The sequence below is a fragment of the Rhizobium album genome (genome assembly GCF_003122325.1).
Taxonomy (GTDB): domain Bacteria; phylum Pseudomonadota; class Alphaproteobacteria; order Rhizobiales; family Rhizobiaceae; genus Metarhizobium; species Metarhizobium album.
Map to the genome: position 1 here is coordinate 66,368 of NZ_QFBC01000004.1, position 26,205 is coordinate 92,572.

A 26,205-nucleotide genomic window follows, 5' to 3' on the forward strand; every position below is an offset into this window, starting at 1 on the left:
CATGGTCGAAATCGTCAACCGTCCCTATGCCAAGGCGTTCGAAACATTCGCCACGGCCCGTCCCGAAGTGCTCTGCCTGTCCGCCGACCTGACCTCGTCCTGCGAGGTCGACGGCTTTCGCGACCGGCACCCGGAGCAGTTCCTGTCGCTCGGCATGGCCGAGCAGAACATGCTGTCCTTTGCCGGCGGCCTGGCGATGCAGGGCTATCGCCCCTTCATCCACACCTTCTCGGTGTTCCTCTATCGCCGGCCTTACGACCAGCTGATCAATTCCATCGCCTATTCCAACCGCAAGGTGCGGATGATGGGTTTCCTGCCGGGCATCGCCACGCCGGGCGGCATCACCCACCAGGCGATCGAGGACATCTCGGTGATGCGCGCCATCCCGAACATGACGATCCTCGAATGCGGCGACGCCACCGAAGTGGAAACCGTGCTCGACGTCGCTGACAGCGTCAACGGCCCGGTCTATGTCCGCGTGCTGCGCGGCGAGGTGCCGCGCCTGTTCTCGACGCCCTTCGAACTCAACAAGCTCAGGACGCTGAGCGAAGGCGACGACGTTTTGGTCGTCACCTCGGGCATCTGCACGGAAGAAGCGTTGCGCGCCGCCGAACCGTTGAAGAGCCGCGGCATCGGCATCCACCACCTGCACGTCTCGACCCTGAAACCCTTCGACCGTGACGGCCTGATCAAGGCCGCCAGGGGCAAGAAGGGTGTCGTGACGCTGGAGAACCACACGATCAACGGCGGCCTCGGTTCTCTGGTGGCGGAAATCCTCGCCGAAGAAGGGCTGGGCGTGAAACTGCGCCGCCTCGGCCTGCAGGACACTTTCGCGCACGGCGCCTCGAAACCCTACCTGATGAAGAAGTACAAGCTGGATGCCAGCGCCCTGGTGGCGGCCATCGGCGACGTGCTGGGCAAGGCGCTCGATATCGACGATGCCGAACTGGAGGCCGTGCGCCTCGACACCGTGCATTCGGCACAGAAGGCGGAGGCACTGTGATGACACGCTTTTCCGTTACCTACTGGGTCGGCGCCAACGACGAGGCGGAAGCCCGCCAGCGGGCGCTCGACATCGCGCTGGAACAGACCGTCGAGATCCCGCGCGATGCGGTTCCGGCCGGTTACGTCGAGGACGAAATCCTCGGCAAGCTGGAAAGACTGGAACCGGCGAGCGACGGCCGCGGCGGTTTCTTCGCTGACATCTCCTATAGCGAAGACGATGTCGGCGGCGATTTCCTGCAGCTGCTCAACATCATCTTCGGTAATTCCTCGATCAAGACCAACATCCGCGTCGAGGACATCACGCTGTCGCCCGGCATTCTTTCGCTCTGCGCCGGCCCACGCTTCGGCATGCCGGGCCTGCGCGAGCTCTGCGGCGTCGACAAGGGTCCGCTGCTGATGTCGGCGATCAAGCCGGTCGGCCTGTCCAGCAAGGAACTCGGCAAGCTGGCCCATGATTTCGCCCTCGGCGGCATGGACTTCGTCAAGGACGACCACGGGCTGGCCGACCAGCACACCTCGCCCTTCGCCGAGCGGCTGAAGGCCTGCGTCGACGGCGTCAACGAAGCGAACGCCAAGACCGGCGGCAAGGCCACCTATGTGCCGAACATCACCGCTCCGGCGATGAAGCTGTTCGAACGCGCCTGGATGGCCAAGGAACAGGGCGCCGGCGGCGTGATGATCGCACCGGCGCTGGCCGGCTACGACGTGATCCACAGCCTCGCCGCCGATCCCGATTTCGGCCTGCCGATCGTTTCGCACCCGACCTTTGCCGGGCCGAACATGATCACGCCGACGACCGGTTTCTCGCATCGGTTCTATTTCGGCCTCTTGCAGCGGCTGATGGGCGTCGATGCCGTGGTCTATCCGAATTTCGGCGGCCGCTTCGGCTTCACGCTGGCCGAATGCCAGTCGATCGTGCGCGGCTGCCAGGCGGAGTTCGGTGGCTACAAGCCGATCGTACCGGCGCCGGGCGGCGGCATGAGCCTTGCCCGCGTACCCGAAATGCGCGACGCCTATGGCGACCGGGTGATGTACCTCATCGGCGGTGCGCTGATCCGCGAACGGGACAATCTCGCCGACGCCAGCCGCCGGCTGGTCGATGCGGTGCGCGCCGAAGACTGATAGGGGTTCTGGCTCTTCTTGAGACCGGAGGATTGCCGTTTGCCACGGCCGTTCTCCGGTCTATGTATGTCGGTACGCCCCACCGCCTGCTGCGGCAAAACCCGAAGGAACAGAACATGGATATCAAGAGCGCCAAGGACCGCCCGGCACGTGCCGCCTCGAAGGATCATTTTACCGGCGCCGTACAGATCACACCGGTGATCGAAGCGGAAGCGCCGGCCCGGCTTCGCGCCGCCAGCGTGCATTTCCCGGCCGGCGCCCGCACGGCCTGGCATACCCATCCCCTGGGGCAGACCCTGCTGGTAACCGAAGGCCGCGGCCTGGCGCAACGCTGGGGCGGACCGGTGCGGTCGCTTGAGGCCGGAGACGTGGTCTGGTTTGCGCCGGGCGAAAAACACTGGCACGGGGCTGCGCCCGACAGTGACATGACACATGTCGCCATGCAGGAAGCGCTGGATGGCAAGGTGGCCGACTGGATGGAATTGGTCACGGATGCGGAGTATGGCGCCGGCTGATCGTCAGAACAATATCGGTTCGTGGTTATGCCGCCTGTAAGGCGGGCAAACACAAGCCCTATTTGTCTTCGACCTCGACCTCCGGGCGGTCGCCGCCCTCGACGCTCTCGCGGTGCCACCTGCCGTCGCTCGACTGATAATCGATTTCGGCATCCTGACCGCCGACCTGTTGTTTCGCCGCCGCCTGCTTGGCCGCCGCCAAGGCGGAATCATGTGTGGGGAAAGGTTCGGACCAGACGTCACCCAGCCTGTAGGCCCAGCCGCCATCGTGCTGGGCGATATGATATGTAATCTGCATGCTGTTCTCCCATTCGGCCGATAAACGGAAAACCAGACGGGAAAGTTCCGCTGGAGGACGGTTATCGCGGCCAATAGGCGTCGGAGCGGAAATCCGCCGGGATAGGTTTTAGGCCGGCCAGCGCTTCGGCAGCATAATTGATCTGCAGCACGAGATAACGCACCGCAGCCGGCACGGGAACGCCGGTCGCAAGATAGCGGGTGTGCAAGCTGTCGAAGCCGGCTACCTTGACGCGGCGCCTGGCTTCGATTGTCACGTCTTCGGGCCGCGGTTCGCGCGCTGCCGGGGTGTCCTGTTCGGCCAGGCCGCCCCTGATCACCATAAAATTCACCGCATCCGCCTCCGAACGTTGATGAGACGGATGATCGGAGCTTTTGCTTGTCCCGGCCTGATGCCGGAACAAAACCGGCCGTGCGACCGTTGGAAACCATCATCCAAGATGGAAGGTTGTATCATGTCCTACCCCGTGGAGCCGGTACCCGGCAATCCGATCCCACCCGTGCCGCCGCCGGCAGAACCGGTGCCGCCGATCGGCGAGCCGGAGCCTGAACGCTTGCCGGACGAGGTGCCCAATCCCAACCCGGATGAAAACGACAGGCCGGAAAAGCGCTTGATCGCCTGAGGAACATTGAGCGGCTTCAGCCGTTCGATGGTCTCCCCGCAAACAGAAAGGAAACACAGATGTCGACACCCAAGGAACTGGAAGCGAAATTCTGGAAGGCCCTGAAGTCCGATCGCACCGTGATGCTCGGCCTCGAAGGCCATGGCGACGAGCATCCACGGCCGATGACAGCGCAGATCGAGGGCGACAAGGGACCGATCTGGTTCTTCACGGCGAAGGATACCGAGCTGGCGGAAGAACTGAGCGGCGTCGAGCAGGCGCTGTTTACCTTCGCCTCCAAGGACCACGACGTCTTTGCCACCGTGCATGGCCGGCTTTCGCTCAGCAACGACCGCGACATGATCGAGCGGCTGTGGAACCGCTATGTCGCCGCCTGGTTCGAGGGCGGCAAGGACGATCCCAATCTCGCCTTGCTGCGGTTCGATGCCGAACATGCGGAGATCTGGCTGGATGAATCCAGTCTGTTTGCCGGCATCAAGATGTTGCTCGGCGCCGATCCGAAGAAAGAATATCAGGACAAGACTGCGGAAGTGACGCTCAAGGAAGCGCATTGACGCCTTGCCCGCCGGCAAAAAAAGAACGGCCTTCGGTTCATAGAACCGAAGGCCTAGGGCGTTTGACGACCCCGCCTACTCCGCGGCAACGGCCGGCGGGACGGGGGCGGCAGCCTTGTTCTCGTTGCCGGGAACGCCGGATTCCACCTTCTTCTTCGGCTCCTTGCCGAAGAACAGCGCGTAGGCCGCCGGCAGAACCAGAATGGTCAGCACGGTGGCGACGAGGATGCCGCCCATCATGGCATAGGCGAGCGGCCCCCAGAACACCCCGCGCGAGATCGGGATCAGCGCCAGCACGGCGGTCAGCGCCGTCAGCATGATCGGCCGGAAGCGGCGCACGGCGGCGCCGATGATCGCTTCCGATCGCTCCATGCCGGCGGCGATATCCTGGTCGATCTGGTCGACGAGGATGATCGAGTTGCGCATGATGATGCCGAGCAGCGCGATGACGCCGAGGATGGCGACGAAGCCGAAGGGCGCGCCGCTGATCAGAAGGGCCGCGGCCGCGCCGATGATCCCGAGCGGGCCGGTGGCCAGCACCAGCATGGCCTTGCCGAAATGCTGCAGCTGGATCATCAGGAGAACGATGATGACGGCAAGCATGATCGGCGCCTTGGCGGCGATCGACTGCTGGCTTTCGGCGGAATCTTCCGCGCCGCCCTGTATCTCCACCTTGTAGCCCGGAGCCAGGCCGTCACGGATGCCCTGGAGATCGCTGTAGAGCTTCATCGTCACGTCGTTGGGCTGGACGTCATCCGGCAATGTGCCGCGGACGGTGATGGTCGGCAGGCGGTCGCGGCGCCATTCGATACCCTGCTCCATGACCGGCACGACGCGGGCGACCTGCGAGAGGGGCACGAAGCCGCCGAAATCCGTCGGGATATAGAGCGAGTCCACCGACGACAGCAGGTGACGGCTCGCATCGGGCTCACGCGCGACGATGGAGACGGTTTCTTCGCCATCGCGGAAATCGTCGAGCGGGGCGCCGGACATGGACGCCTGCAGCATCTGGCGGATGCGCTGCGAGGTGACGCCGAGCGCCCGGGCGCGGTCCTGGTCGATCTCCAGGCGCATGCCCGGCACCGGTTCCAGCCAGTCGTCGTGGATCGCACCGATCTGCGGGGTCTCGTGGAACTTCGCCTTGACCTGGTCGGCGATGCGGCGCACCTCGTCGCGGTCCGGACCCATGATGCGCATCTGCACCGGCCAGCCGGTCGGCGGGCCGAGAAAGAGGCGGTCGACCTTGCCGCGGATCGACGGGAAGTCTTCGGCAAGAATGGTGCGCAGCTTGGCGATCAGCCGTTCGCGGGCCGGTTCGTCATTGGCCATGACGAGCAGCTGGGCGAAGTTCGGATTGCGCAATTGCTGGTCGAGCGGCAGGAAGAAGCGCGGCGCGCCCTCGCCGATATAGGTGGCGATGAACTTCTTGTCCGGATCGTCGATGATGCGGGTTTCCAGCGCCTTGGCCTGGTTTTCGACTTCCTTGATCGACGTGCCTTCCGGCAGCCACAGATCGACGAGAATTTCCGGCCGCGACGATTGCGGGAAGAAGTTCTGCGGAATGAACTGGAAGGCCCAGAGGCTGGTGACGAAGGTGACGATGGTCATCGCCAGCACGATGATGCGGTGGCGCACGGCCCAGGTGACGGTGGTCCGCAGGCGGCGATAGAAGCCGGTGTCGAAGACATCGTGATGATCGCCGGTGTGATGGCGCTGCTTGAGGATCATGTAGCCGAGCCAGGGGGTGAAATAGACCGCCACGAACCAGGAGACGACCAGGGCGATGCCGACGACGTAGAACAGCGTGCGGACATATTCGCCGGCGGTCGACTCGGCAAAGCCGACCGGGATGAAGCCGGCGGTGGTGATCAGCGTGCCCGTCAGCATCGGGAAGGCGGTGGAGGAATAGGCAAAGCTCGCCGCCTCCAGCTTGACCAGCCCCTCCTCCAGCTTGCGCTCCATCATCTCGACGACGATCATCGCATCGTCGACCAGGAGGCCGAGCGCGATGATCAGCGCGCCGAGCGAAATGCGCTGCAGGTCGATTCCGAGTTCGTACATGATGGCGAAGGTGGCGGCGAGCACCAGCGGGATGGTGATGGCGATCACCAGGCCGGAGCGCCAGCCGATGGAGAGCAGCGACACCACCAGCACGATGACCAGGGCCTCGCCGAGCGCCTTCATGAACTCGCCGACGGCCTCGCGCACCACGTCGGGCTGGTTGGAAACCTGGTCGACATGGACGCCGTAGGGGAGAGCCTGCTCGAAGCGGGCATAGGTTTCCTCCACCGCGGTGCCGACATCCGTCACCTTGAAGCCTTGGGCCATGACGACGCCGATCTGGACGCTGTCGGCACCGTTGAAGCGGAACTTGCGCTGGTAGGGATCTTCCAGCCCGGCCGAGACCGTGGCGATATCGCCGAGACGGGTCACCTGGCCGCCGGCGCGCAGGCGCAACTCGCGGATGTCCTCCGCCTTGGTCACGTCGCCCTCGACGGAAATGCGCACCGACCGCGTTCCGGTGTCGACCGAGCCGGCGGGATCGACGGCATTCTGGCCCTTGATGGCGTTCTGGATGTCGGGAAGCGTCAGGCCGCGCTCGGCCAGCGCCTTCGACGAGACGTCGATATAGATCTTCTCCGGCTGGTCGCCGATGATGACAGCCTTTTCGACGCCCGGCGTCGTCAGCAGCATGTCGCGCGCCTGGATCGCGAATTTTTTCAGCTCGGGATAGGAGAAGCCCTCGCCGCTGAGCGAATGCAGGGTGATGAAGGTATCGCCGAACTCGTCGTTGAAATAGGGGCCGAGCAGGCCTTGCGGCAGCTCGCTCTCGATGTCGCCGACCTTCTTGCGCACCTGGTAGAAGGCGTCCTTGACCTCCGCCGTGTTGGTGTCTCCCTTGACCTGCAGGGTGATGATGGCGCTGCCGGCACGGGTGTAGGAGCGGACCCAGTCGAGATGCGGGGTTTCCTGCAGCTTGCGCTCGATCTTGTTGACGACCTGGTCTTCCATCTCCTGGATCGAGGCACCGGGCCAGATGGCCTGGACGACCATGACGCGGAAGGTGAAGTCCGGGTCTTCCTTCTGGCCCATGCGCATCAGGCCCATCACGCCGGTGACGATGATCAGGCCGAACAGGAAGCGGGCAATGCTCGGATGCTGGATTGCCCACCGCGACAGGTTGAACGGGCGCTTTTCTTCAGTGGTCTTGGCCATCGGCGTGGTTCCGCGTAGGTGGTTGGTTAGCGCAACAGTTTGGTCGCACCGGTCTTGTCGGTCAGGGCGGCTTCGTCATGCGAGCCCGCCAGCTTGACCTTGAGGTTCTCGCTCATGAACTGCGTGCCGGCCGCCACGACGGCATCCCCGACCTGCAGGCCTTCGGCGATGCGCACGCCGTCGTCGGTAAAGCCGGCAACCTTGACCTCGCGGCTGCGCACCGTGCCGGTGCCGCGATCGACGATCCAGACCAGCGACTTCTCGCCATCCTTGGCAAGTGCACTCAGCGGAACCGTCATGACCGCCTCCGCCACCGGCGCCGATGCATTGACTGTCGCCGTCATGCCGAGCCGCACGCGCGGATCGTCCGAAAGGCTGACGCGGACGGCGAAGGTGCGCGATGCCTGGTCGGCGCTGCCGGCGACTTCCCGCACCTTGCCGTCGAGCACCAGGCCGGTATCCGACCAGAAGGTCGCCTTGACCGCCTTGCCCGGCTCGAAATGGGCGATCTCGGTTTCCGGCACGGCGATCTGCACTTCCTTTTCGCCATCGACGGCGACGGTTACGACAGGCGTTCCGGCGGAAACCACCTGGCCGCTGTCGGCACTGACGGCAACGACGATGCCGTCGCGGTCGGCAGACAGCGTAGTGTAGTCGATCTGGTTTTTCGCCTGCTCCAGAGCCGACCCGGCGGAATCGCGTGTTGCGACGGCCTGGTTGTAGGCCAGCTGCGCCTGTTCCAGTTGCGATTTCGGCGAAACGTTCTGGCGGAACAACTTTTCGGCGCGGTCGAGCGACAGTTTTGTCGTCTCCACCTGCCGCTCTGCCGCTTCGAGACTCGATTGCGCGCTCGATGCCAGCAGGCCGTAATCAACCGCATCTACACGCGCCAGCGGATCACCCGGCTTGACGCGGTCACCGACATCGACAAGCCGCTCGGTGATCTTGCCGGCGACGCGGAAGCCGAGGTTCATCTCGGTGCGCGCCTTGACGGAGCCGGAATAGTCGAGCGCACGCGTCGTCTCCTTCGTGGAGATCTCCACCACCTTGACCGGACGGATGACTTCTTTCGTCTCGACCTTCTCCTCGGAGCAGGCGGCCAGGGCAAGCATGGAAACGACGGCAAAAGCGGCAGCGGGTCTGATCGTCATGGGGCTTTCGGCGGCGCTCAGGCCACCCTCCTTATACGGAAAACAACGGACTTCGGCGCGGGACGCGCCCTTATTTCTTCAAGGCACGAATGGCGTATTCGACAAGTTCTTCGGGCGTGGCGCGATTTTCCTTGGCGAGACACTGGGCCACCATCTGCGGATGGCAGAGCGTCACCGTCGCCGCACCGAAACAGCGCGACGCCATGTCGGCATCCTGGTCGACGAACTCGCCGGCGGCGATGCCTTCGCGGATGACGTCGGCGATCAACCGGTGGATGCTGTCGACGTGTTTTTCGATGACATGCCAATCGCGCTCGATGGCGACGATGACCATTTCATGGACCTTCTCTTCGTCCATCATGGTTTCGAGCGTCATCTTGTGCTGGGCATGCACATAACGGCGCAGACGCTCGGTGGCGCTGACCGGCAGCTTCGAGATGTCGTCGGCCATCTGGTAGCTGGCAGCGAGCATGCGGCCGCAGATACCCTGGTGGATCTCCGTCTTCGAGGCGAAGAAGCGATAGATGTTGGCCGGGGACATGCCGAGATCCCGGGCAATGTCGGCGACATTGGTCTTGGCGTAGCCGTAATGGCGGAAAAGCCGCTCGGCAGCATCCAGAATGCGCGTGACGTTTTCCTGCCGCGAGATGTCTTGTTCGATGATTTCTGTCATGTTCGGCGTCTTTCGATTTACGACTGACGATTTTCAATTTTCGTCAGTCGTAAATCGAAAGCTGCGCATTGTCAAATGGACGAAGGTCGCAAGCAAATTCCGGACATAAAAACAGGCCCGGATGCGCGATCCGGGCCTGCGATCTGAAAACAGGGAAAAGTCTTATTCTGCAGCAGCTTCGACTGCCAGACGGCGCCGGCCCATCCTTGCCTGGGTGACGATAAAGGCTGCCGCAGCGCAGATGGCGATGCCGGCAACCATCGGCAGGGCCGTGCCGTCGAAGAACAGGCTGGCGATCACCATGGCAACGGCTGCCGTGACGAAATGCAGCGTACCCATCAGCGCCGAGGCGGTGCCGGCAATGGCGCCGTGCTCCTCCAGCGCCAGCACCGAGGTCGTCGGGATGACAAGGCCGAGGAAACCGTAGCCGACGAACAGGAAGCTCGCCAGTACAGGCAACTGGTTCATGCCGAGCCCCATGACCACCAGCATGGCCAGCATCGTCAGCGCATATCCGCAGACGGCGATACGCATGACGCGGACGAGGCCGAAACGCTCGCCGAGATACCCGGTCATCTGCGACACGGTGAAGAAGGATACGGCATTCACCGAGAAGGCGATGCTGTATTGGGTCGGCGTCAACCCGTAGTGCTCGATGAGCACGAAGGGCGAGTTGGCGAGATAGACGAGGAAGCTCGAAATGCCGAGGCCGCCGATGAAGGTGAGCGTCAGGAAGTTGCGATCCTTCATCAGCAGCCGGTAGGCGGCAAGCGCCGTACCGAAGCCGCTTCCGGCCCGGTGTTCCTTCAGCCGCGTTTCTTCGAGCTGCGTGGAAAGCAGGATGAGGCCGATGAAGGCGGCAATCATCACGGCCCAGAACACGCCGCGCCAGCCATAGAACTCGATCACGGCGCTGCCGGTCAGCGGCGCCAGGATCGGCGAGACGCTGAAAACCAGCATCAGCAGCGACATCAGCCGGGCGGCCTTCACGCCGGTATGCATGTCCCGGACGATGGCGCGCGGAATGACCATGCCGGCCGCCCCGCCGATGCCCTGGAGGAAACGGAAGGCGATCAGCGTTTCGATATCGGTCGCGAGCGCGCAGCCGATGCTGGCCAGCGCAAACAGGCCGATGCCGAAATAGAGCGGCGGCTTGCGGCCCCACATGTCGGAGAGAGGGCCGTAAAGCAGCTGCGAGATGGCGAAAGGAATGAAGAAGAACAGCAGGCTGAGCTGCACGACGCCATGGTCGGCGTTCAGGTCCGCACCGATGGTCGGCAGGGCCGGCAGATACATGTCGATGGCAAAAGGCCCGATGGCCGACAACAGGCCGAGGATCAGCGCCACGCGAAAGAATGAAGTCGTCATGATGATGTCTTTCCGAAAAATGCGACCGGAAGCGAACGCTTCGGCGCGCAGACGTCTTCAGAGATGGAATGAATGTGCATCCAGGGTGACCACGCAGCCGGAGGAAAGCTGCGCCCAATCGCGCCGGAACAGAGCGTCCATAAACTTGGACACAGATGTCAAATTAGACAGTATTGTCTAAAACGTCAAGGCGCATTATCTTGGCGGAATGAAAAGACACGATGACAAGCCGATGAAGGCCGGTCGCCCGGCCCAGCGCGGCCAATGCGCCAAGCGCCTCTCCATTCTGGAGGCTGCGGCTGCTGTGTTTTGTCGGGAGGGATTTTCCGGCGCGAGCATAGACGAGATTGCCGCCGAAGCCTGCGTGTCACGGCAGACAATCTACAATCATTACCGCGAAAAGGAAACCCTTTTCACCGCCGTCGTCGAAGACGTCATGGATCGCAGCAATGCAGCGTTGTTTTCGGTGCTCGCCACTTTTCCCGACACCGCCGACAATCTGGAAAACGAGCTGACGGCTTTTGCCGTCCGGCTCAACCAGAGCTGCCTGTGCAATCACGACGGAAAGTTCCTGCGCAAGCTGGTCTATTCCGAGGGCGAGCGCTATCCGCATCTGTTCGAGACATGGCGGCAACATGGGCCGGGCAAGGTGGGCTCGGCGCTTGCGGCGCTGTTTTCAAGGCTGGCGCACAAGGGCGTGCTTGCCATCGACGACCTCGACCTTGCCGCCCGCCAGTTTCTGGCGCTCGTCAATGCCGACCTGCAGATGACCGTGCTTTTCGGCGAGACCCCCTCCGACGACCTTCTGGAACGCACCGCACGCAATGCCGTGCGGACGTTTTTGCGGGCCTACGGCGTGCAGCACCCCGCTCCCGCCGAGGCCTGAGCGCGCGGCCTTTACCGCAAAACGTTCCCCGAAAAAAAATCTAGCCCTTGATGTCGGCAGGAAGGCACCATCTCCGTCCTATGTTCACACACAAGGAAGAGGAGACGAACATGCCGTATGTCGATGGTTTCATTCTCGCGGTTCCCAAGGCGAACCTCGATCAATACAAGGAAATGGCTCGAGTGGCCGGGAATGTCTGGCGCGAATACGGCGCCCTGTCTTATGTCGAGTGCCTGGCCGACGACGTGCCCTACGGCGAGGTCACCTCGTTTCCGCGGGCGGTTCTCTGCAAGGAAGACGAGATCGTCGTCTTCTCCTGGATCACCTATCCCTCAAGAGAAACGCGCGACGAGATCAACAAGAAGGTCATGGCCGATCCGCGCCTGGGCAGCGACAAATGGGAAATGCCCTTCGACGGCAAACGCATGATCTATGGCGGCTTCCAGTCGTTCCTGGACCTTTAAACCGATAGATCGAGGCCCTTCTCCCGCTCGATGTAATCGCGCTGCCGATCTGTGATGTAATCACGCACGATCGGCGCCGCATCCCGCGAGCGGGAAAGCTGCATATGAAAGACGAGCTGGCTGCCGGTGCGGAACATCATTTCCGCGCTGATCAGGTAGAACTCCCACATGCGGGCAAACCGCTCGTCATACAGGGCGACGACCTTGTCGCGGTTGTTCTCGAAGCGCTCGCCCCAATGGGCAAGCGTCGTGGCGTAGTGTACCCGCAGGAATTCGAGGTCGGTAACCCAGAGACTGTTCTGCTCCACCACCGAAAACACCTCCGACAAGGCCGGGGAATAGGCGCCGGGGAATATGTATTTGCGCAGCCAGGCACTGGCCATGCCGGGCGGGCTCATATGGCCGATGGAATGCAGCACGGCAACGCCGTCGTCCGGCATCAAGGCGTTCAGCTTCTTGAAGAACTCGTTGTAGTGATGCACGCCGACATGCTCGAACATGCCGACGGACACGATACGGTCGAAGGGGCCGGTGACGTCGCGATAGTCCCGCAGTTCGAATGTCACCCGGTCGGACAGGCCGGCCGCCCGGGCCCGCTCGGTTGCCAGCGCCTGCTGCTCCTTAGAGAGCGTCACGCCCAGTACCTCGACATCTTCGAGTGCCGCCAAGTACATCGCCAGGTCACCCCAGCCGCAGCCGATATCCAGCACCTTCATGCCCGGCTTGAGGCCGAGCTTGGCCGCCAGGAGCCGCAGCTTGTTGCGCTGCGCCTGTTCCAGCGTCTCGCCCGGCTCGCGGAAATAGGCGCAGGAATAGAGCATGTTCTCGTCGAGGAACAGCTTGTAGAAATCATTGCCGAGATCGTAGTGATGAGCGACGTTCTGTTGTGCCTGGCCCTTCCGGTTCGACTGCTGGCGTTTGCGGAAACGCATCTTGATCGCCCGCAGCACCTTCTGGATCGGATAGGAGCCGAGCGACAGGCGGTTGATCGAGAAAAGCTGCAGGAAATCGCGGAGCGTCGAGCCTTCCTCGAAACGCAGCGTGCCGTTCATGTAGGCCTCGCCAGCGGCAAGCTCGGAATTGAAGACCAGGCTGCGATACAGTGTCCTGTCGGTCAGCCGCATGGTGACCTCCGGTCCGGGACCTCCCGAAAACACATGCCTCCTGCCATCGGCGTCGATAACATTGAGCCGGCCTTTACGAATGAATGACTTCATCATGTGGGAAAGCGGGAACATGCGACATCCTTCCGGAAACGAAACCCAGCGAAGGCCGGCATCGTAACACCGCGAAATCGAATCGCACGGCTTAAATTCGCATCTGCAAGAATGGGAAAACGGCGAAAAGCCAAAAAACGTAAAAGCCCGGCGCGGGAGGAGGATGCGCCGGGCTCTTAAACCTGGCTGACGACTGGGAGGAGGAGGTGTCATCAGCCCTATCGGGCGGCACTGGGAGGAGGAGTGCGCCGCTTCGATGATGTGACTATACACGACAATGGATTAAAAAATAGTCACTACATTGCAGTGCAGCATTGCAAATTATGCATGGCTTTTTCTTGGTGCTTGAAAGCGGAAATTTCCATCTTTATTGATTCGGCCATGAGCCTCGAATCCGTTCGCTCCTTTTTCCAGGAGCATGATCCCAGCATTTCCGTCATCGTCACCGAAGCCAGTTCGGCAACGGTTGCGCTCGCGGCGCAAGCCCATGGCGTCGAGCCGGCCCAGATCGCCAAGACCATCTGCCTGCGCATCGGCGAACGCACTGTTCTCGTCGTCCTCGGCGGCATGGCGCGGCTCGACAACAAGAAATCCCGTGACGTCCTGGGCGGCAAGCCGCGCATGCTCGACGCCGAAGACGTGGTGAAGGCCACCAGCCACCCGGTCGGCGGCGTCTGCCCCTTCGGCCTGCCGGAACCCCTGCCCGTCTATTGCGACGTCTCCCTGCAGGCCTACGACATCGTCGTGCCCGCAGCGGGCGCGACCAATGCCGCCGTGCGGATCACGCCCCAGCGCATGGCGGAACTGACCGGGGCCGAGTGGGTCGACGTCAGCCAGTAGCCGGCCTGCCTCCAAAACTATCCCTTGTGGTGAAGCACATACAGCTTGCGTGTGTGCTCGTGGATCGTCCATTCGCCCTTCCAGCCAAGCGGCAGGACAAGCAGTTCGCCCGGTCCGACTTCCTGGACACGCCCGTCCGCCCCGTGCAGGGAGACGCGGCCCGAAACGATGTGGCAGATTTCCGAATTGTTGTCGCGCGAGGCGGTGAAGCGGCCCGGCGTGCATTCCCACACGCCAATCTCGACGCGCCCATCCTCCGAAGCCCAGAGATCCCTGGCTGCCTCACGCTGGTCGCCCTCGAAGGAGGTCGGCTTGGGGCTGAGTTCGCCCAGGTCGATATCGGCGAGATGGGCAAAGGTCAGGAAATCGATCATCGTGCATATCCTTGGAAAGAGATCAGTGGCCGGTCAGCCGGTCGGCAAAGGCGGCGAGCCGTGAGCTGTGCGGCAGGCCCGCATCCTCGCGTCGGTCGGCGATACGATAGAGCTGGTACATGGAGTGGACGCCGAGCCAGCGCAGCGGCTCCGGCTCCCATTTGCGCACCGAGCGGTTGACCCAGGGCAGCGCGGTCAGTTCGGTATCGCGGCCGAGGACGAGGTCGCAGAGCGTGCGGCCGGAAAGATTGGACGATCCGACACCGAGCCCGACATAACCGCCGGCCCAGCCGATGCCGGTCTCGCGGTCCAGCCCCGCCGTCGTACACCAGTCGCGGGGCACGCCGAGGGTGCCGCACCAGGCATGGTCGATGCGCAGCCCCTGCGTCTGCGGAAACAGCTTGTGGAGAATGGCGCGAAGCTGCGCGATGGTCGCCGCCTGGGTCTGGCCACGCACGTCCGTGCGCGACCCGAAACGATAGGGAACGCCGCGCCCGCCCATGGCGATGCGGCCTTCGCGGGTGCGCTGCGCATAACAATAGGCATGCGCCATGTCGCCGAGCAGTTCGCGCCCTTGCCAGCCGATCTCCTGCCAGAGCGCCTCCGGCAACGGCTCGGTGACGATGAGCGCGCTGTTGAGCGGCAGCCAGAGCCGCCGGTGGCCGGCGATGCCGGCGGTAAAACCTTCCGTGGCGCGGATGACGATCGGCGCCCGCACGGTGCCCCGCGTCGTTTCCACCCGCCCCCGGGATATCGCCGTTACCGCCGTCTGCTCGTAGATCGGCACGCCCAGCCGCTCGACGGTTGCCGCCAGCCCGCGTACCAGCTTGGCCGGCTGCACCCGGGCGACGCCGTGTTTCATCACCCCGCCAAGGGCATTGTGAACATTGACGGTGCGCCGCGTTTCGGCCGCATCCAGCCAGTCGACGCTCTTGCCGTTCTCCCATGCGGCGAAATTCCGATAATAGGCCGCGAGGCGTTCGAGCTGCGCCCGGTTGGTCGCCACCTGCAGGTTGCCGGTGCGGACGATATCGGCGTCGATGCCCTCCGCCTCGGTGACGGCGATGACCTCGTTGACGGTGCCGGCCATCGCCTTTTCCATGGCGATGACACTGCCGCGCGACGAAGTCGCCATGTAGCGCTCGCGAGACCAGCCGAAATCGCCCGAAAGCCATCCGCCGTTGCGGCCGGAGGCGCCATAACCGGCAAACTCCTTCTCGACGACGACGATGCGAAGCGCCGGATCCGCCTTGCGGAGATAATAGGCGGTCCAAAGGCCGGTATATCCAGCCCCGACAATGCAGACATCCGCATCGCGATCCCCCGGCAAGGGGGCCCGATACCCCGGCACACCGCCGATATCGGCATACCAGAAGGACACCGCACCATTCACGCCTGCACTCATCGTCCCATCCATCATCCGCCATCCGGCCCGAAGCGCTGCATCGCCTCACATGCCCAGGGGCACGGCAAGCAGTGTCACCATCCTTGATAGGCTTGGTACGCCAGCCGCGGTATTTTTGAAAGGCGCCGCGATCGCTTTCGCATGGACGGTTGTCTGTCTCATGGCGTGGAACGATCCGTTCAGCCGCGTGTCGAGCGTGCGGTCACAGTAGCCGTTGCGCCATGTCTGGCGGCTGTCGCCACGGACATTATCAGCGACCGTCACGAAACTTCGCTGAATGCAGCATGCACGATCGACGAAGGTCCAAATCTGCGGTGCTTTATCGTGATCCAGAGCGGTCGCCCGCCGGACAGGCGCCGAGGTGCGCCTGACACTTTGCTGACATTGCCTGTCAGCGTCCGTCGGGCAACCTGTGCAACATTGGCGTTGTCTTAAAACATGGAGTGAAAAAATGATGTCATCCAAGCCGAAGTTTGCAATCCTGGTTGCCGTGCTCGTCACATTGCCCGTCGCCGCCCTTGCACAGGCGCGTGCACCGGAAGCCAGAAAAAGCCTGCCGGACGTCGTCTCGTCCCTCAGTGCCCAGGGGTATAGGATCCGCGAGATCGAGATGGACGACGGATATTACGAAGCCTCGGTGATCGATCCGAAAAACGTCCGGGGCGAAGTGAAGATAGACAGCGTGACGGGCGAGATCATTCGCTTCAGGCCGAAGGACTGAAGCATGCAGCCACCGGGCCTGAAGCGGCGTGCCGGCGGTATCATGACGATGAACGCACGGCGCTCGCCGCTGGAAGCGCCAGGCGCACGCGCAGACCCGGATGCATGTTTTCGAGAGCAATCGTTCCCCCGCTCGTCTGAATGATGCTCTCGCAGATCGCCAGCCCCAGTCCCGCACCGCCGCTCGTCGTGTCGAGACGGTTGCCGCGGCGCAGGACGTGCTGGAGCTGCTCTTCCGGGATGCCGGGGCCATCGTCGATGAATTCCGCAACGACGAACTCCGCGTCGCGCCCGGCATAAACGGTGACCTCGGACTTGCCGTATCGCATCGCGTTTTCCGCCAGGTTGCCCAGAACCTCCGCGAGGTCGTCCGCATCCATGCGCACGAGGAGCGGTCCCTGCAGCTTCATCTTCCAATCGATGCGCTGGCCGTCGGGCGTGCGGCGTGCAACTGCAATCACACCGGCGGCGACCTTTGCCAGATCCGAGCTGGCGCGGTGGCCGCTGACGGCAATCCGCGCACGGGTCATTTCATGATCGACCAGTCTGCGCATCGCCTTGATGACGGTGTCGAGGTCTTTCGCAATGGCAGCTTGTCCGGCCGCCTCCAGGCGCGAAACATCACCTGTCAGCACCTGAAGCGGTGTCTTGAAGCCGTGCGCAAGCGCGGAAGCGCGTTCTCTGGCGCGCTGCAGCTGATCGTCACGGACTTGCAGGAGAGCGTCCACTTCCACCGTCAGGGGAAGGACCTCGTCGGGAAAGGCCTCACCCAGGCGATCTACGCTTCCGTTGCGGATCAGGGTTATGCGCCTGCGCAGATCCGCGAGCGGTTGCAAGCCGATAAAAATTTGGATCATGCTCGCAATCAGCAGCACCGCCGCCAGCAGGGCGAGATAAGGGATCATATCGCGGCGATAGGCGGCGGTCGCCTGATCGATCACCGAGCGATCGATGGCGACGGCTGCCTGCACGGGAGTATGACCAAGTCTCGCTTCCGTCGTGATGTCCCTGACGACAGCGATCAGCGAGACACCTGCCGGTCCTGCTATGCTGGCCTGCTGCACTCCCGGCCTGTGGATGTCGGGAAGCGTCAACGCGGTATCCCAGAGTGACCGGGAAAATCGCTGCGTACCCTCGACGTCGATCTGCCAGTACAAGCCGGAAAGCGGCATCCGGAAGCGCGGATCGGCGGGCAGCCGGAGAACGTCGATATGGCCGTTCGCAGTTCGGTCGAGGCCGGCGATGACCTGGTCCAGATGGACCGTGAGTTCGTCCAGGATGCGGCGCTCCACATGGCGCTCAAACAAAAGCGAAAGCCCGAAAAAGGCGAAGATCAACGCCAGCCCGCATGAGACGACGCCCGCAAGCGCAAGCCGCAGCCGGAGGGAACGACGGCTCATTTCGCCTCGTCGGGCATGCTGTAGCCGAACCCGCGGCGGGTGGTGATGACGGAGGCTCCCAGTTTCTTCCGAAGCCGCGTGATCAGCGCCTCGAGCGCGTTCGCCTCCCTCGAGAAGTCGTCGCCGTAAACGTGGTCCAGCAGTTCGCTCGCCGACACGACGCGGTCGCGATGATGCGCGAGATACGAAACGAGGCGATACTCGAATGGTGTCAGGGATTGCGGCAGGCCGCCGAGACTGACGCGCATGCTGCGCGTATCGATCGTCAGGTCGCCGATTTCGATCGTCGCCGCGCCGTGGCCGACGGAGCGGCGAATGAGGGCCCTGACCCTGGCGAGAAGCTCTTCGAACTGAAAGGGCTTTGGAAGGTAGTCGTCCGCCCCGGCGTCGATGCCCTCGACGCGCTCCGCCCAACTGCCACGTGCGGTCAGGACAAGAACCGGCATATGCCGGCCGTTGGCGCGCCATCGCTTGAGGATGGATATGCCGTCCAGTTTGGGCAGGCCGAGGTCGAGCACGACGAGCGCATATTCTTCCGTGTCACCTTTGAACCACGCCGTTTCGCCATCGCGCACACCATCCACGGCATAGCCGGAGGAGGTCAGAACGGTGCTGATATCTTCGCTGATACGTTCGTCATCCTCAACGACCAGAACTCGCAATCAACTGTCCTCGCGCCCGAGAATGACCTTCGTCGTCGCATCGATCTCGATCTCGATGATCTGCCCCGACGGCTGGATGATTTCCATCTCGTAGATATACCGCCCGTCGTCGTTTTCAAATTCGATTTCGATGATGTCGCCGGGTATCTCCTTGCGCACCGTGGCGATGATTTCCTCCAGCGGCCTGATCTTTCCGCTCTTCAGCGCCTGCTGCGCCTCGTAGTGTTCGCGTGCATCGTCATCATCACGCGTGGTGTCGCTGAACGCAGTGATGGGAATCAGTGCGATGAGGATCGCCGTCAAACAGGCTGCGATGAGGTGAATGCCGCTTCGAATTGTCATGCGTGCGCTGTAACGGAGTGAGCCTGACGTTTCACTGACGCCGGCTGTCAGATTACGGGCAGGAAAAGGCTTTTAGAACATTTCCGAGTGGAGGGCGATGCTTTGCCTTCCATAAACCTCGGCAATGAAGGAGCAGATTATGGCACAACTGAGAGGAACCAGGGCAGCGGATCTCATGAAGGGAACGGCAGCCGCAGACGATATTTCAGGACTTGCCGGCAACGACAGCTTGCACGGCTATGGCGGCAATGACGACCTCGAAGGCGGCGACGGCAACGATTATCTCGATGGCGGCACGGGGCATGACGAACTGGAAGGCGGAGCGGGCGACGACACCCTGATCGGCGGCGCGGGTCATGACGACCTCGAAGGCGGCGCGGGGCGCGATCTTTTCATATATGGCAGCGGGCGCGATACGATCGACGATTTCAGCATCTGGGACGACGAGATCAAGCTCGATGCATCGCTGAGAATCGAGTCCTTCGCGGAATTGATGGGCAAGGCACGGATAGTCGATGATGGCGACGACGTTCTCTTCGATTTCGGCAACGGCAACACCCTTCTGCTCGAGGATACGAGCCTGAATGCGCTGAGAGCCGAACATTTCGGCTTCAAGGCAAGCGAGGGTCCCATCAACGGTCCGACGCAAGACAATGATCGATATGTAGGAACTGCAGGCAACGACACGCTTCTTGGCGGGGACGGCAACGACGACCTCGAAGGTGGTGCGGGTAACGATCGTCTCGATGGCGGCGGCGGCCGCAACGAACTCGAGGGGGGCGCCGGCGCCGACACATTCGTATTTTCGAAAGGTATAACGGAGATCGAGGATTTCAAACCAGGCACGGACCGGGTGGTGATTTCGAAATCTCTCGGAGCTTCGAATTTTTCCGAAATGATGGCCATGGCGCGCAGCATCGATGGCGGAGACGATGTCAGGATCGACTTCGGGGGCGCGGCTCTGACGTTCGACGATACGACGCTCAGCCAGTTGAAATCCTCGGATTTCTTCTTCATCTGATTGACGCCATACAGGTATCGGCTGGAATCATTTCAGCCGATACCGATGTTTTCCCGGCAACACGCCCGATCATGCCTCAGGCAGCATTGATCCGCTTGAAATACAGCTTGCCCTCGCCCTGGCGGCGCTTCACACGCGGGCAGCAGCAAGGCGATCTCCTCACGCTTCCCTGGAACGCCTAAAACGGCACTCACATCGTCCTTCGGCAGGGCAAGGCACGGCGCGGCAAGCTCGAAGGGCGGCTGGTCACGATCAAGTGCACGAAGGCCCTGAAGGAGACGCTGGACAGCCTTCCGAAGCGTTCGCCGCGATCGTGACCACCAAGACCGGCCGAGCCTTCAAGAAGCGCTATCTGGCCGATCTATGGGAGCGACCTGCAAAGAGCCCGGCATTGCCGATCCGCACTTCCACGACATTCACGGTGCAACCGTGACAATACTCTTTTAGGCGGGATGCAATCTTGGAGAGATCGTCTCTGTGACCAGGCACTCGCTCAAGCGGGCACAGGACATTTGGACAAGTACCTCGCCTACACCAGCACGATAGCGGACAACGTAATCGCCAAGTTTGAGAACATCTTGGAAACAGAGTTTGCAAAACAGGAGACGTCAAATGAAGGGAAAAAATGGCGCACCCGAAGAGATTCGAACTCCTGACCCCCAGATTCGTAGTCTGGTGCTCTATCCAGCTGAGCTACGGGTGCGCGGTGCAGATGGTCAATTCCGTCTGCGTGGCGATCCTCTAAAGGCTCCCGTTGGGGAATGCAAGAGCAATTTCGCAAAAAACGTCATTTTATCCCGAACTGTTCGACAAGCGTATGAAATCAAGCGTTTCCGGCTGACGCAAAGATCGGGGTGCGGAGAGGCCGATACTCATGCCCGGGCGCGATAGGCTTCCAGCGAGACGGGGCGGTCGGGGATCTCGATGCGGAACAGGGTGCCGGGGGACGGCTTTTCGGCAAGGGCGATGGTGCCGCCATGCGCCAGCACCAGCTCGCGGGCGATCGCCAGGCCGAGCCCGGTGCCGCCGGAACGGGCCGAGCCGCGGAAGGCGGCAAACAGGTTTTCGCGCGCCTTCGGCGGCATGCCGGGGCCGGTGTCGTCGATATCGATGCTGACGACGCTGCCCAGGCGCTGCGCCGAAACGGTGATGCGGCGAACGACGCCCGGCTCACCGGGGCGATGATTGACCAGGGCCTGGTGCGCATTGCGGCAGAGATTGTGGATGATGCGGAAAAGCTGCTCGTTGTCGGCATCGACCGTCAGGTCGGGCGCAATCGTCTCGGCGAACTCGATGCCCGTATCGGCATCGATCGCCAGGATGTCCTTCACCTCCTGCAGCAGAACCACGAAGGCGATCGGCCGGCGGCGGGGCGCCGCCTCCGACGCCTGCCCGTAGGCCAGAACCTCGCTGGTATATCCGACGGCGCGGTCGATGGTGCGCAGCAGTTTCGGTGCAAAACTTTTGACCAGCGGATCCTCGGCATGCACCAGCCGGTCGGACATCAGCTGCGCCGAAGCCAGGATGTTGCGCATGTCGTGGTTGATCTTCGAGACGGCGAGGCCGAGATCGGCAAGGTTCTTCTGCTGCTTCAGGGTTTTCTGCAGCTGGGTCTGCATGGTGGCGAGATGACGGCCGGCAATCGCCAGCTCGTCCCGCCCTTGCTCGGGCACCATCACCCGTTCGGGATCCTGGGGACTTTCGGAAAAGGCCTGCATGCTGTTGGTCAGGCGGCGGATGGGGCGGATCATGATCCGGTTGATAGTGAAGAAGATCAGCGTCGCGGTGATCAGCGAGATCAGGATCGACAGGACCAGCATGTTGCTGGAATAGTGCAGCATGGCCTTGCGCAGGCTGGCATCGGTCATGACGATCTCGATCATCATGTCGCTTTCGCCGACCGGGCCGAAGATGCGGATGGTGCGGTTGCCGCCGAACAGCAGCGTTTCCACCGCATCCTTCACCGCCGTCAGCTGGTCCACGTCGGCGATGTTGTACTGGCCGTCCACCTCGGTGGGAATGTCCGATGCCGCCAGCAACTGCGACGTGCCGTCCTTGCGCAGCACGATCGCCTTGGTGCCGGTGGCCATCAGCGTGTCGTCCTGGACGCTGCGCGGCAATTCGGCCGGCTGCAGGCCGTCGATGACCACGGCGGCGGCAGCGGCGGTGTTGAGCCTGTCCTCCAGCCAGCGCAGGCGCATCGTGGCGACCGAGGGCGCAAAGATCAGCACTTCGGCCAGCATGACGAAAATGACGGTGAGCCAAAGGAGCTTGCCGGAAAGGCCGGCGAACATGCCGCGCAGCCCGCCCTTGACGCAGGCGCGGGGGACCGGGCTTTCCGGCATATGTTCAGACATCGGCATCTCCGCCATCCCCTGCCGCCTCAGCCCAGACGAGCGAGGAACCGGATCAAAAATCGGGTCCAGGGCTTTTGCATCAGGGGCCTATCATACGAAACCGCCGCGCTTTTTCCAATCTCGGAAAAAGTCGGGTAAGGCGGCACATGGGATCGGATGTCGTTCAAGGCAAGCCCCCTGGCCAGCACCAGCGACCAGAAATCGATCAGTTCCGCCGCATTTTCGCCAACGATCGTCACGCCGAGCACTTTTTCTTTCTGATCGACGAGGATGCGGACGAGGCCGGTGGTCCAGCGTTCGGCCCGCGCGCGGTCGTTTTCGGCATAGGGCCAGCGCAGCAGGCGGATATCGCCATGGCGTTTGCGTGCCTCCTCGATGCCGAGGCCGATTTCGGCGATCTCGGGATCGGTCCACACGATGCGGGGAACCAGATGCGGTTCGTCGCGGCGTGACAGGCGAAACAGAAGTTGCGGCAGGATCACGGCGATATGTTGTCGCGCGGCAGCCAGCGAAGATGCTCGCCCGGTCGCCTCGCCGATGGCATAGACGCGCCGGTTGCGACTGCGCAAGCCGGGGCCGACGACAATGCCGCGCTCATCTGTCCGGATGCCGGCGGCGGCAAGGTTAAGACCGGCCACCTCGGCGCGCCGGCCCGTCGCCACGAGAAGATGGCTGCAGTCGAAAACGACGGGACCGTCCGCGCTGTCGCAATGGACCCGGATCGCCGACGGCGCCCGCTCGACATGCGACAACGCCCTGTCCTCGGCCAGCAGGATGCCTTCGGAGCGCAGCCGGTGCAGCACGATGGCGGCGGGTTCTGGGTCGCAGTCCGGCAGCGCCCTTGCCGTATCGACGACCGTCACCTGCGCCCCCAGCCGCCGGAAGCCCTGGGCGATTTCCACCGCTTCCGCGCCGGCGCCGAGCACCAGCAGCCTCTCCGGCACCGCCTTCACATCCAGGGTCGTATCTGTCGTCAGGTACTCGACCGTGGAGAGACCGGGAATATCCGGAATGACGGGCGCCGATCCACCCGCAACCACGAAACGGCGCGGCCGGACGATATAATTGCCAGCCTCGATGGTACGGCGGTCGGTAAAGCGCGCCGGGGAGCGGAGAACCCAGATGCCCCGCGCCGCCAGCCGCTCGGCGGAGGCATCGGGCGCAGCAGCTGCAACGGCAGCGGCGATGTGCGCCCGCAATGCGGTAAAATCCACGGAGACGGGACCAGTGGCGATGCCGAAAGCGTTGGCGCGTTCGATGGTGCCGACATGGCGCGCAGCAGCGGAAAAGGCCCGTAGCGCGATATCCCGTCCCACGCCCTTTTCGCCCCAGCGATCGGGTTCGACGAGGACGACGGAGACGCCAAAGGCCACCAGCGACAGCGCCAGTTCAATTCCGACGGGGCCGCCACCGATGATGCAGATGTCGGGCGAGAGGAGGTCCGCCATGGTCGCTGAAAATCCAACAGGGAGGGGAAGGACAGAGACCGATCTTAGCCGCCGGAGGAACGGCTTCGCAAGCCTTTGCGCCGCCGTAAAATGAAGCCGCCGGAACCGGTGACAAGGACCGGTTCCGGCGGCGATGGTTTCTGGCTGCCGAAACGGCCGCTGCGACGTGGCTCAGAATTCTTCCCAGCTCTGGGCAGCTGCGGCAGACTGGCCGCCGCCGAAAGCGCGGGCAACGGTGCCGGCCATGCGCCGGGCCGGGGAAGCGACAGCGCGATGCTGTTCCCGGTTCGCCAACGCCGGCTGGCGCGCAGATCCGCCGTCGACCCTGAAGCGCACGACCAGGCCGACCAGGCTTTCGGCTTCCGCCGAGAGCTTGTGCGTCGAAGCCGACGTCTCCTCCACCATGGCGGCATTCTGCTGGGTAACCTGGTCCATCTGGTTGATGGCAGTGTTGACTTCCTGCAGACCGGTCGACTGTTCGCGCGCCGAGACGGCAATGGCATGGATGCGATCGTTGATGCCGTTGACCTGGGCTTCGATCTGCGACAGCGCCTGTCCCGTCGCCTGCACCAGCTTGACGCCGGACTGGACTTCATCGCCGGATTTGGTGATCAGCGTCTTGATGTCCTTTGCGGCGGTGGCGGAGCGTTGCGCCAGTTCGCGGACTTCCTGGGCAACGACGGCAAATCCCTTGCCCGCTTCGCCGGCACGCGCGGCCTCGACGCCGGCATTCAGGGCCAGCAGGTTGGTCTGGAAGGCGATCTCGTCGATGACGTTGATAATCTGGCTGATTTCTTGCGAGGCCTGCTCGATCTTGCCCATCGCGTCGATGGCGTTGCGTACGACGGAGGCGGACTGCGCCGCACTCTGCTTCGCCTCGCCGACCAGGGAGGTGGCTTCCTGGGCCCGTTCCGTGGAGTTCTTGACCACGGCGGTGATCTGGTCGAGCGCGGCAGAGGTTTCCTCCAGCGCCGCCGCCTGCTGTTCGGTCCGCTTGGAAAGATCGTCGCTGGCGTGGCGCAGTTCGTTGGTGTTGTCGTTGATCGTCGCCGACGTCTCGCGCACGGACCGCATGGTCTGGCACAACGAGGCGAAGGTCGAGTTGACGTTTGCTTGCAGTTCGGCAAAAGCGCCCTGGAAGTCGCCGCGCATGCTCTGCGTCAGGTCGCCTTCGGCAAGGCTGGCGATCACCCGGCGCGTCTCGCTGATGCCGGTATCTACCGAGGCCAGCAGCGTGTTGATGTTGCGGGCGAAACGATTGAGGTTTTCGTCGCCGTAATCCTTGTCGATGCGCGGGCTGAAGTCGCCGGCTGCGGCGGCCGAAACCACCTGCGACATGCTGGCCTGCAGATCGTCGCTGCGGGCGCGCAGGGCCGCTTCCTGGGCATTCATGCGCTGCACGGCGAGGCCGTTTTCCTTGAACACCTGCAATGCCTTCATGATGTCGGCGATTTCGTCCTTGCGGCCGGTCGCGGGGATATCGACGGCAAAATTGCCATTGGCGACCTGGTCGATCGCATCGGTGGCGTGGCGTAACGGAACGCTCAGGTGATACGTGCCGATGTAGAAACCCATGCCGATGCCGATGCCGATGCCGACGACGGTGATGCCGAGGACGACCATGAAGACGAAATGGCGGAATGCCATGATCGCCTGTTCCTGTGCCCTCAGGGCGGCGATGTCTGCCTCGACAACCTTGTCGATCTCCGCCTGGTAGGCTTTGCGATTGGCGCGATTGGCGTCGTTATTGCCTTGCTCGTTGGCCGCCGCCGGCCCGACCTCGACGCCGAGGCGGGCCGTTTCCATCCGGAAGACCCGGAATTGCTGGGCGCCGGCGACCAGGCTGTCGAACGAAGCTCTCTGCTCGGCGCCGACAATTGGCCGCCAATCGGCAATGACCTTGTCCATCTTGTCGAGGCTGGAAAGAACGCCATCGGCAAACTTCTTGGCGTCTTCCGGCGACTTGGCACCGTAAATGCCACGGGAATCCATGACGACGGCGGTCACCAGCCTGTTGAGCTGCTCGCCGCGGAAGGCGCGCTCGGAGGCCAGGCTGTATTCCTGCACACGATTGCCGTATTCATTCATCGCAACGAAGGCGGTCGCGCCAATGATCAGCGCCGCCAACCCCATGACGAAAACAAGAAGATTAATTTTGCCGCGGATAGACAAGGAGAAACTCCCAAGGACAGATGCAAGCCAGCGACATGCTGGTTGTCCTCATCATGCAGGAAATCTGTTAATCTTAAGTTTCTTCTAAAAATGCACGTTTTACGGTAATCTTAGGCAAACAAATCCGCAGTTTCCGCCTGAAGTGGTCTTTTCTGCGTCGGTTCGGAGCAGGTTCCTGGAATCGATTCCTAAAATTGACATTTCGCAAATACAGGCAACACAGCGGGATGGTTAACGAGATCTGCGAAATCTCGCATTGCCTCCGCCTGCCCATACATCGCCACGACAGTTTATTGACTCCCACGCCCTTCGTGCCTATAAGGCGCGCACGTTCGGCCATGCTATCCATGCCTCGGGCATGGTAAGGTCGTGC

26 protein-coding genes and 1 tRNA gene are annotated in these 26,205 nt (G+C 62.7%); 10 read left to right on the forward strand and 17 right to left on the reverse strand.

Annotated elements, in window-relative coordinates; all coding sequences use genetic code 11:
- The first annotated feature begins 1 nt into the window (after position 1).
- The 3 genes from DEM27_RS10960 to DEM27_RS10970 all read left to right on the forward strand — a co-directional run bounded on the left by DEM27_RS10960 (position 2) and on the right by DEM27_RS10970 (position 2,642).
- On the forward strand, positions 2–1,003 hold the full coding sequence (locus DEM27_RS10960; protein ID WP_109458280.1) for a transketolase family protein: 1,002 nt from the start codon (positions 2–4) through the stop codon (positions 1,001–1,003).
- On the forward strand, positions 1,003–2,127 hold the full coding sequence (locus DEM27_RS10965) for a RuBisCO large subunit C-terminal-like domain-containing protein (RefSeq protein ID WP_245445789.1): 1,125 nt from the start codon (positions 1,003–1,005) through the stop codon (positions 2,125–2,127). The genes DEM27_RS10960 and DEM27_RS10965 overlap by 1 nt, the downstream gene beginning before the upstream one ends.
- Positions 2,128–2,243: 116 nt before the next feature.
- Complete coding sequence (locus DEM27_RS10970) at positions 2,244–2,642, forward strand: (R)-mandelonitrile lyase (RefSeq protein ID WP_109458651.1); 399 nt, start codon at positions 2,244–2,246, stop codon at positions 2,640–2,642.
- A gap of 58 nt (positions 2,643–2,700) precedes the next feature.
- Here the strand turns inward: DEM27_RS10970 and DEM27_RS10975 are convergent, their stop codons facing one another.
- A complete protein-coding gene (locus tag DEM27_RS10975) occupies positions 2,701–2,940 on the reverse strand; it encodes a DUF2188 domain-containing protein (RefSeq protein ID WP_109458282.1) in 240 nt (79 codons plus the stop codon).
- Between the two features lie 61 nt (positions 2,941–3,001).
- Positions 3,002–3,262: a hypothetical protein gene (locus tag DEM27_RS10980; RefSeq protein ID WP_109458283.1), complete on the reverse strand. Its 261-nt coding sequence runs from the start codon at positions 3,260–3,262 to the stop codon at positions 3,002–3,004.
- 132 nt (positions 3,263–3,394) lie between these two features.
- Between DEM27_RS10980 and DEM27_RS33970 the strand changes: the two genes are divergently transcribed.
- Both DEM27_RS33970 and DEM27_RS10990 read left to right on the forward strand, forming a co-directional pair.
- Positions 3,395–3,562: a hypothetical protein gene (locus DEM27_RS33970; protein ID WP_165823396.1), complete on the forward strand. Its 168-nt coding sequence runs from the start codon at positions 3,395–3,397 to the stop codon at positions 3,560–3,562.
- A 59-nt stretch (positions 3,563–3,621) separates the two neighbouring features.
- Positions 3,622–4,116 carry a pyridoxamine 5'-phosphate oxidase family protein gene (locus DEM27_RS10990; protein ID WP_109458285.1) on the forward strand — a complete coding sequence of 165 codons (495 nt, stop codon included), beginning with the start codon at positions 3,622–3,624 and terminating at the stop codon, positions 4,114–4,116.
- 75 nt (positions 4,117–4,191) lie between these two features.
- On the opposite strand, the gene DEM27_RS10995 is transcribed toward DEM27_RS10990, so the two are convergent.
- From DEM27_RS10995 to DEM27_RS11010, 4 genes are all read right to left on the reverse strand, one after another.
- The gene (locus DEM27_RS10995; RefSeq protein ID WP_109458286.1) at positions 4,192–7,332 is read right to left on the reverse strand and encodes an efflux RND transporter permease subunit; all 3,141 of its coding nucleotides are present in this window, start codon (positions 7,330–7,332) and stop codon (positions 4,192–4,194) included.
- Positions 7,333–7,358: 26 nt separating this feature from the next.
- Positions 7,359–8,483: an efflux RND transporter periplasmic adaptor subunit gene (locus DEM27_RS11000; RefSeq protein ID WP_109458287.1), complete on the reverse strand. Its 1,125-nt coding sequence runs from the start codon at positions 8,481–8,483 to the stop codon at positions 7,359–7,361.
- 70 nt (positions 8,484–8,553) lie between these two features.
- Positions 8,554–9,156 carry a TetR/AcrR family transcriptional regulator gene (locus tag DEM27_RS11005; RefSeq protein ID WP_109458288.1) on the reverse strand — a complete coding sequence of 201 codons (603 nt, stop codon included), beginning with the start codon at positions 9,154–9,156 and terminating at the stop codon, positions 8,554–8,556.
- Positions 9,157–9,318: 162 nt separating this feature from the next.
- Positions 9,319–10,524, reverse strand: a complete 1,206-nt coding sequence (locus DEM27_RS11010; RefSeq protein ID WP_109458289.1) for a multidrug effflux MFS transporter — start codon at positions 10,522–10,524, stop codon at positions 9,319–9,321.
- A gap of 208 nt (positions 10,525–10,732) precedes the next feature.
- Here DEM27_RS11010 and DEM27_RS11015 point away from each other — a divergent pair, with 208 nt between their 5' ends.
- Both DEM27_RS11015 and DEM27_RS11020 read left to right on the forward strand, forming a co-directional pair.
- Complete coding sequence (locus DEM27_RS11015; protein WP_109458290.1) at positions 10,733–11,410, forward strand: TetR/AcrR family transcriptional regulator; 678 nt, start codon at positions 10,733–10,735, stop codon at positions 11,408–11,410.
- Between the two features lie 110 nt (positions 11,411–11,520).
- The gene (locus DEM27_RS11020) at positions 11,521–11,874 is read left to right on the forward strand and encodes a DUF1428 domain-containing protein (RefSeq protein WP_109458652.1); all 354 of its coding nucleotides are present in this window, start codon (positions 11,521–11,523) and stop codon (positions 11,872–11,874) included.
- Here the strand turns inward: DEM27_RS11020 and DEM27_RS11025 are convergent.
- Positions 11,871–13,112: an SAM-dependent methyltransferase gene (locus tag DEM27_RS11025; RefSeq protein WP_109458291.1), complete on the reverse strand. Its 1,242-nt coding sequence runs from the start codon at positions 13,110–13,112 to the stop codon at positions 11,871–11,873. The two genes, DEM27_RS11020 and DEM27_RS11025, sit on opposite strands and share 4 nt — an antisense overlap.
- 360 nt (positions 13,113–13,472) lie before the next feature.
- Here DEM27_RS11025 and DEM27_RS11030 point away from each other — a divergent pair, with 360 nt between their 5' ends.
- Positions 13,473–13,931 carry a YbaK/EbsC family protein gene (locus tag DEM27_RS11030; RefSeq protein ID WP_109458292.1) on the forward strand — a complete coding sequence of 153 codons (459 nt, stop codon included), beginning with the start codon at positions 13,473–13,475 and terminating at the stop codon, positions 13,929–13,931.
- A 17-nt stretch (positions 13,932–13,948) separates the two neighbouring features.
- On the opposite strand, the gene DEM27_RS11035 is transcribed toward DEM27_RS11030, so the two are convergent.
- Genes DEM27_RS11035 through DEM27_RS33580 form a run of 3 tightly spaced genes read right to left on the reverse strand, consistent with a single transcriptional unit; the run spans position 13,949 to position 16,175 of the window.
- A complete protein-coding gene (locus DEM27_RS11035; protein ID WP_109458293.1) occupies positions 13,949–14,305 on the reverse strand; it encodes a cupin domain-containing protein in 357 nt (118 codons plus the stop codon).
- A gap of 22 nt (positions 14,306–14,327) precedes the next feature.
- Positions 14,328–15,710 carry an NAD(P)/FAD-dependent oxidoreductase gene (locus DEM27_RS11040; protein ID WP_109458294.1) on the reverse strand — a complete coding sequence of 461 codons (1,383 nt, stop codon included), beginning with the start codon at positions 15,708–15,710 and terminating at the stop codon, positions 14,328–14,330.
- 45 nt (positions 15,711–15,755) lie between these two features.
- Entirely contained in the window at positions 15,756–16,175 is a 420-nt protein-coding gene (locus DEM27_RS33580; RefSeq protein ID WP_128755492.1) for a hypothetical protein, read from the reverse strand.
- Between DEM27_RS33580 and DEM27_RS11045 the strand changes: the two genes are divergently transcribed.
- Positions 16,162–16,431, forward strand: coding sequence for a PepSY domain-containing protein (locus DEM27_RS11045; RefSeq protein WP_109458295.1), 270 nt, complete (start codon positions 16,162–16,164; stop codon positions 16,429–16,431). The genes DEM27_RS33580 and DEM27_RS11045 overlap by 14 nt on opposite strands.
- 40 nt (positions 16,432–16,471) lie before the next feature.
- On the opposite strand, the gene DEM27_RS11050 is transcribed toward DEM27_RS11045, so the two are convergent.
- The 3 genes from DEM27_RS11050 to DEM27_RS11060 are packed head-to-tail and all read right to left on the reverse strand — an operon-like array spanning position 16,472 to position 18,834.
- A complete protein-coding gene (locus tag DEM27_RS11050) occupies positions 16,472–17,830 on the reverse strand; it encodes a sensor histidine kinase (protein ID WP_109458296.1) in 1,359 nt (452 codons plus the stop codon).
- Positions 17,827–18,492, reverse strand: a complete 666-nt coding sequence (locus DEM27_RS11055; protein ID WP_109458297.1) for a response regulator transcription factor — start codon at positions 18,490–18,492, stop codon at positions 17,827–17,829. The genes DEM27_RS11050 and DEM27_RS11055 overlap by 4 nt, the downstream gene beginning before the upstream one ends.
- Positions 18,493–18,834 (reverse strand): PepSY domain-containing protein, encoded by a 342-nt coding sequence (locus DEM27_RS11060; RefSeq protein WP_109458298.1) that lies wholly within the window; start codon positions 18,832–18,834, stop codon positions 18,493–18,495.
- Positions 18,835–18,973: 139 nt separating this feature from the next.
- Between DEM27_RS11060 and DEM27_RS34960 the strand changes: the two genes are divergently transcribed.
- Complete coding sequence (locus tag DEM27_RS34960) at positions 18,974–19,855, forward strand: calcium-binding protein (protein ID WP_280954512.1); 882 nt, start codon at positions 18,974–18,976, stop codon at positions 19,853–19,855.
- 626 nt (positions 19,856–20,481) lie between these two features.
- Here DEM27_RS34960 and DEM27_RS11070 read toward each other — a convergent pair.
- The 4 genes from DEM27_RS11070 to DEM27_RS11085 form a co-directional block, all read right to left on the reverse strand.
- Positions 20,482–20,558, reverse strand: a tRNA-Arg gene (locus DEM27_RS11070).
- Positions 20,559–20,727: 169 nt separating this feature from the next.
- Positions 20,728–22,212 carry an ATP-binding protein gene (locus DEM27_RS11075; protein ID WP_420028813.1) on the reverse strand — a complete coding sequence of 495 codons (1,485 nt, stop codon included), beginning with the start codon at positions 22,210–22,212 and terminating at the stop codon, positions 20,728–20,730.
- 26 nt (positions 22,213–22,238) lie between these two features.
- Positions 22,239–23,660, reverse strand: a complete 1,422-nt coding sequence (locus DEM27_RS11080) for a dihydrolipoyl dehydrogenase family protein (RefSeq protein WP_109458301.1) — start codon at positions 23,658–23,660, stop codon at positions 22,239–22,241.
- 171 nt (positions 23,661–23,831) lie between these two features.
- A complete protein-coding gene (locus tag DEM27_RS11085) occupies positions 23,832–25,832 on the reverse strand; it encodes a methyl-accepting chemotaxis protein (protein WP_109458302.1) in 2,001 nt (666 codons plus the stop codon).
- Positions 25,833–26,205: the final 373 nt, after the last annotated feature.

Bases quoted from the DNA above. Each gene is read 5' to 3' on its own strand.
- DEM27_RS10960 (WP_109458280.1), top strand. From the start codon at position 2: ATGGTCGAAATCGTCAACCGTCCCTATGCCAAGGCGTTCGAAACATTC.
- DEM27_RS10965 (WP_245445789.1), top strand. From the start codon at position 1,003: ATGACACGCTTTTCCGTTACCTACTGGGTCGGCGCCAACGACGAGGCG.
- DEM27_RS10970 (WP_109458651.1), top strand. From the start codon at position 2,244: ATGGATATCAAGAGCGCCAAGGACCGCCCGGCACGTGCCGCCTCGAAG.
- DEM27_RS10975 (WP_109458282.1), bottom strand. From the start codon at position 2,940: ATGCAGATTACATATCATATCGCCCAGCACGATGGCGGCTGGGCCTAC.
- DEM27_RS10980 (WP_109458283.1), bottom strand. From the start codon at position 3,262: ATGGTGATCAGGGGCGGCCTGGCCGAACAGGACACCCCGGCAGCGCGC.
- DEM27_RS33970 (WP_165823396.1), top strand. From the start codon at position 3,395: ATGTCCTACCCCGTGGAGCCGGTACCCGGCAATCCGATCCCACCCGTG.
- DEM27_RS10990 (WP_109458285.1), top strand. From the start codon at position 3,622: ATGTCGACACCCAAGGAACTGGAAGCGAAATTCTGGAAGGCCCTGAAG.
- DEM27_RS10995 (WP_109458286.1), bottom strand. From the start codon at position 7,332: ATGGCCAAGACCACTGAAGAAAAGCGCCCGTTCAACCTGTCGCGGTGG.
- DEM27_RS11000 (WP_109458287.1), bottom strand. From the start codon at position 8,483: ATGACGATCAGACCCGCTGCCGCTTTTGCCGTCGTTTCCATGCTTGCC.
- DEM27_RS11005 (WP_109458288.1), bottom strand. From the start codon at position 9,156: ATGACAGAAATCATCGAACAAGACATCTCGCGGCAGGAAAACGTCACG.
- DEM27_RS11010 (WP_109458289.1), bottom strand. From the start codon at position 10,524: ATGACGACTTCATTCTTTCGCGTGGCGCTGATCCTCGGCCTGTTGTCG.
- DEM27_RS11015 (WP_109458290.1), top strand. From the start codon at position 10,733: ATGAAAAGACACGATGACAAGCCGATGAAGGCCGGTCGCCCGGCCCAG.
- DEM27_RS11020 (WP_109458652.1), top strand. From the start codon at position 11,521: ATGCCGTATGTCGATGGTTTCATTCTCGCGGTTCCCAAGGCGAACCTC.
- DEM27_RS11025 (WP_109458291.1), bottom strand. From the start codon at position 13,112: ATGTTCCCGCTTTCCCACATGATGAAGTCATTCATTCGTAAAGGCCGG.
- DEM27_RS11030 (WP_109458292.1), top strand. From the start codon at position 13,473: ATGAGCCTCGAATCCGTTCGCTCCTTTTTCCAGGAGCATGATCCCAGC.
- DEM27_RS11035 (WP_109458293.1), bottom strand. From the start codon at position 14,305: ATGATCGATTTCCTGACCTTTGCCCATCTCGCCGATATCGACCTGGGC.
- DEM27_RS11040 (WP_109458294.1), bottom strand. From the start codon at position 15,710: ATGAGTGCAGGCGTGAATGGTGCGGTGTCCTTCTGGTATGCCGATATC.
- DEM27_RS11045 (WP_109458295.1), top strand. From the start codon at position 16,162: ATGATGTCATCCAAGCCGAAGTTTGCAATCCTGGTTGCCGTGCTCGTC.
- DEM27_RS11050 (WP_109458296.1), bottom strand. From the start codon at position 17,830: ATGAGCCGTCGTTCCCTCCGGCTGCGGCTTGCGCTTGCGGGCGTCGTC.
- DEM27_RS11060 (WP_109458298.1), bottom strand. From the start codon at position 18,834: ATGACAATTCGAAGCGGCATTCACCTCATCGCAGCCTGTTTGACGGCG.
- DEM27_RS34960 (WP_280954512.1), top strand. From the start codon at position 18,974: ATGGCACAACTGAGAGGAACCAGGGCAGCGGATCTCATGAAGGGAACG.
- DEM27_RS11075 (WP_420028813.1), bottom strand. From the start codon at position 22,212: ATGTCTGAACATATGCCGGAAAGCCCGGTCCCCCGCGCCTGCGTCAAG.
- DEM27_RS11080 (WP_109458301.1), bottom strand. From the start codon at position 23,660: ATGGCGGACCTCCTCTCGCCCGACATCTGCATCATCGGTGGCGGCCCC.